The organism is Photobacterium sp. OFAV2-7 (assembly GCF_022347985.1).
Taxonomy (GTDB): Bacteria; Pseudomonadota; Gammaproteobacteria; order Enterobacterales; family Vibrionaceae; genus Photobacterium.
Window position 1 is genome coordinate 1 of the sequence record NZ_JAKRFQ010000701.1, and the last position, 2833, is coordinate 2833.

The window sequence follows — 2833 nt, forward strand, 5'->3', positions numbered from 1 at the left end:
AAAGTGCTGGAACACCATACCAACCTGGCCGCGGATGGATTTTAAATGTTTTTTATTTAGTGGCTGGCCTGCAACCAGCAGTTCGCCAGTGTTGTATTGCTCGAGTCCGTTGATGCAGCGGATCAGGGTCGATTTTCCTGAGCCTGAAGGGCCGCAAATCACCAGGCGCTCACCACGTTCAATGGTCAGGTTAATATTCTTGAGGGCATGGAATTCGCCATACCATTTATCGACGTTTCGAAATGAAACGACTGCATTATCAGGCACCGTAGCGACCTCGAAAATCATAAGTTGTTGTTCATATGCTATTGCTTTTACAAATTATTTTCAAAGTGATAGCACTCAAAAGACAAAATAAGCCGTTTCATCGAAATACCGTTTGCTCAAATAATAAGCAAAAGTGCGATGGTAAAAATTCGGCAGGGAGAAATTTCGCAGCAATATTGTGCTGACTAGCCCCGATAGGGCAAAAAATATGTAATTTAATTTCAAATAGCGTTTGCACTACCGCTATTAAGGCGATAAGTTAAAGTCAATGGGATGTGAGATTTACTGTCAACGATCTCTGTACATCTAAGTTTACACGTTGACAGGTGATAGTAATACGGGAAGTAATGAGCATGCATAAAACAGATGACGTACGCATTCGCGAGATTAAAGAACTTTTACCACCAGTTGCAGTATTGGAGCGTTTTCCGGCAACTGAAAATGCATCTGAAACGGTGTTTCAGGCACGTCAGTCGATCCACAATATCTTGAATGACGAAGATGACCGCTTACTCGTCATCGTAGGCCCTTGTTCGATTCATGATCCAGAAGCTGCACTTGAGTACGGTAAGAAGCTCAAGTCGCTCCGTGAAGAGCTAAAAGGCGAACTGGAAGTGGTCATGCGTGTGTATTTTGAAAAGCCGCGTACTACTGTGGGCTGGAAGGGCCTGATCAACGACCCGTATATGGATGGAAGCTTCCAGCTAAACGACGGTCTTCGTATCGGGCGTAAGCTGCTGCTTGATTTGACTGATATGGGGGTCCCGACTGCCGGTGAGTTTCTGGATATGATCACGCCACAGTATATGGGCGACCTGATCAGCTGGGGCGCAATCGGGGCACGTACAACCGAGTCACAGGTTCACCGTGAGCTGGCTTCAGGCCTGTCTTGCCCGGTTGGTTTCAAGAACGGTACCGACGGTAATATCAAGATTGCTACTGATGCAATTGGATCGTCAAGTGCGCCTCACCACTTCTTGTCAGTGACTAAGTATGGTCATTCTGCCATCGTATCAACGGCGGGCAATGAAGACTGCCATATCATTCTTCGTGGTGGTAAAGAGCCGAACTACAGTGCTGAGCATGTTAACGCGATCACTGATCAGCTTGATAAAGCGGGTCTGCGCCAGAAAGTGATGATCGACTTTAGCCACGCTAACAGCTTGAAGCAGTTCCAGCGCCAGTTGGTGGTTTCTGAAGATGTGGGTAATCAGGTCGCTGACGGCAATGATGCAATTTTCGGCGTGATGATTGAAAGCCACCTGGTAGAAGGACGCCAGGACATTGTTGACGGTAAAGTGGCTACCTATGGTCAGAGCATTACCGATGCATGTATTGGCTGGGCTGATACGGAAAAAGTACTTCGTCAGCTGGCCGGTGATGTCAAAAAGCGCCGCCAGAAGTAATTTTTGATTGAGATGAAAATAACAAAGGCCTGATTATTAATCAGGCCTTTTGCATTGGGGTTATTGCGCCGGTAATCATTGAGGTGGATAGTTCTTAAACATCTCAAAAACCTGTTCATCGATAAACTCATCCCTCGACTTCGATGTCATTGTCTCAGTGAGTTTACGCTGAGATATCGACCGCCAGACGATTTTATTGTTGTCATTGTCGATCAGCTCGACAACTAACTTACCATACCGATACTCACGATATCGTGACGGGGTTGTATAGGCCACGCCAACGTTTCGGTGCCTGTAACCAAAGCCGAGGGTGGTACCGTAAGAGCGAAAATCAGATTGTTGTTGTATGTAATGCTTCACGGTGAGATCGGCCGCGTTGGATTCAGCGGTAAGCCCTTTGATATCAAGCTGAGCCGTGATGGCATTTTCGACCCGCGAGGCGTCTAGGCTGATTACTGTGTTAGCAGGAGAGGAGGCGAACTGATAGGTTTTGAATTGGTAGTAGTTAATTTGGGCATCATAGTCAGTGGCGACATCAGCACTACAACCAACGATGGCGACGCTTATTACGATAGGACGAAATAAAGAAAACATCGCAAGTATCCTTTGATAACGCTACAACACCTATTATAGCAAAGCCGATCTTGCTAACTGGTTACCGGATCTGGGGGGAAATAGTGATTGACACCGATTAATCTAACTCCTACCATCGTTATTCGACGATAAACGAAGGGTGTGTGAAATGGCGTGTGTCACGGTATTAGACGGTATTGAAATCGACGAAACGAAAGAGCTTGCTTTGGCAAGTTTATCGAAAGCGTTATCGCACCCGGCTCGAGTACGAATTCTAAGGATCCTAACTCGACAGCAAGGTTGTCTGAACAGCGATCTTGTGGGTGAACTGGGTTTGGCACAGTCAACCGTTTCTGAGCACCTGCGAATTTTAAAGGCAGCCGGTCTGGTGATCGCAGAGCCGAAGCCGCCAAGAACCTGTTTTACGGTAAACCAGGAAAAGTTGGAAGAGTTTCGAGGGTTGCTGTCGTACTTATAGCAACTATATACCCAAACTACCTCAAGATGCAGGATTCAGAGTGAGACCAGCGTGTTCAGTTCAAGGAAAATAGCGGTAGGAATGGTAGCCCCTTTCAACGTTATTTGAC

General features: G+C 46.5%; 4 protein-coding genes. 2 read left to right on the forward strand and 2 right to left on the reverse strand.

Annotation, left to right across the window (positions count from 1 at the left end; translation table 11 throughout):
• Nucleotides 1-288 (reverse strand): ATP-binding cassette domain-containing protein (locus MHN01_RS23265; protein ID WP_239413732.1); only part of this gene is annotated, 288 nt, incomplete at its 3' end.
• A 332-nt stretch (nt 289-620) separates the two neighbouring features.
• Here MHN01_RS23265 and aroG point away from each other — a divergent pair.
• Entirely contained in the window at nt 621-1673 is a 1053-nt protein-coding gene (gene aroG / locus MHN01_RS23270) for a 3-deoxy-7-phosphoheptulonate synthase AroG (RefSeq protein WP_239413733.1), read from the forward strand.
• 75 nt (nt 1674-1748) lie between these two features.
• On the opposite strand, the gene MHN01_RS23275 is transcribed toward aroG, so the two are convergent.
• Complete coding sequence (locus MHN01_RS23275; protein WP_239413734.1) at nt 1749-2267, reverse strand: DUF4136 domain-containing protein; 519 nt, start codon at nt 2265-2267, stop codon at nt 1749-1751.
• 148 nt (nt 2268-2415) lie between these two features.
• Between MHN01_RS23275 and MHN01_RS23280 the strand changes: the two genes are divergently transcribed.
• Nucleotides 2416-2724 (forward strand): helix-turn-helix transcriptional regulator, encoded by a 309-nt coding sequence (locus MHN01_RS23280; RefSeq protein WP_239413736.1) that lies wholly within the window; start codon nt 2416-2418, stop codon nt 2722-2724.
• Nucleotides 2725-2833 lie beyond the last annotated feature (109 nt).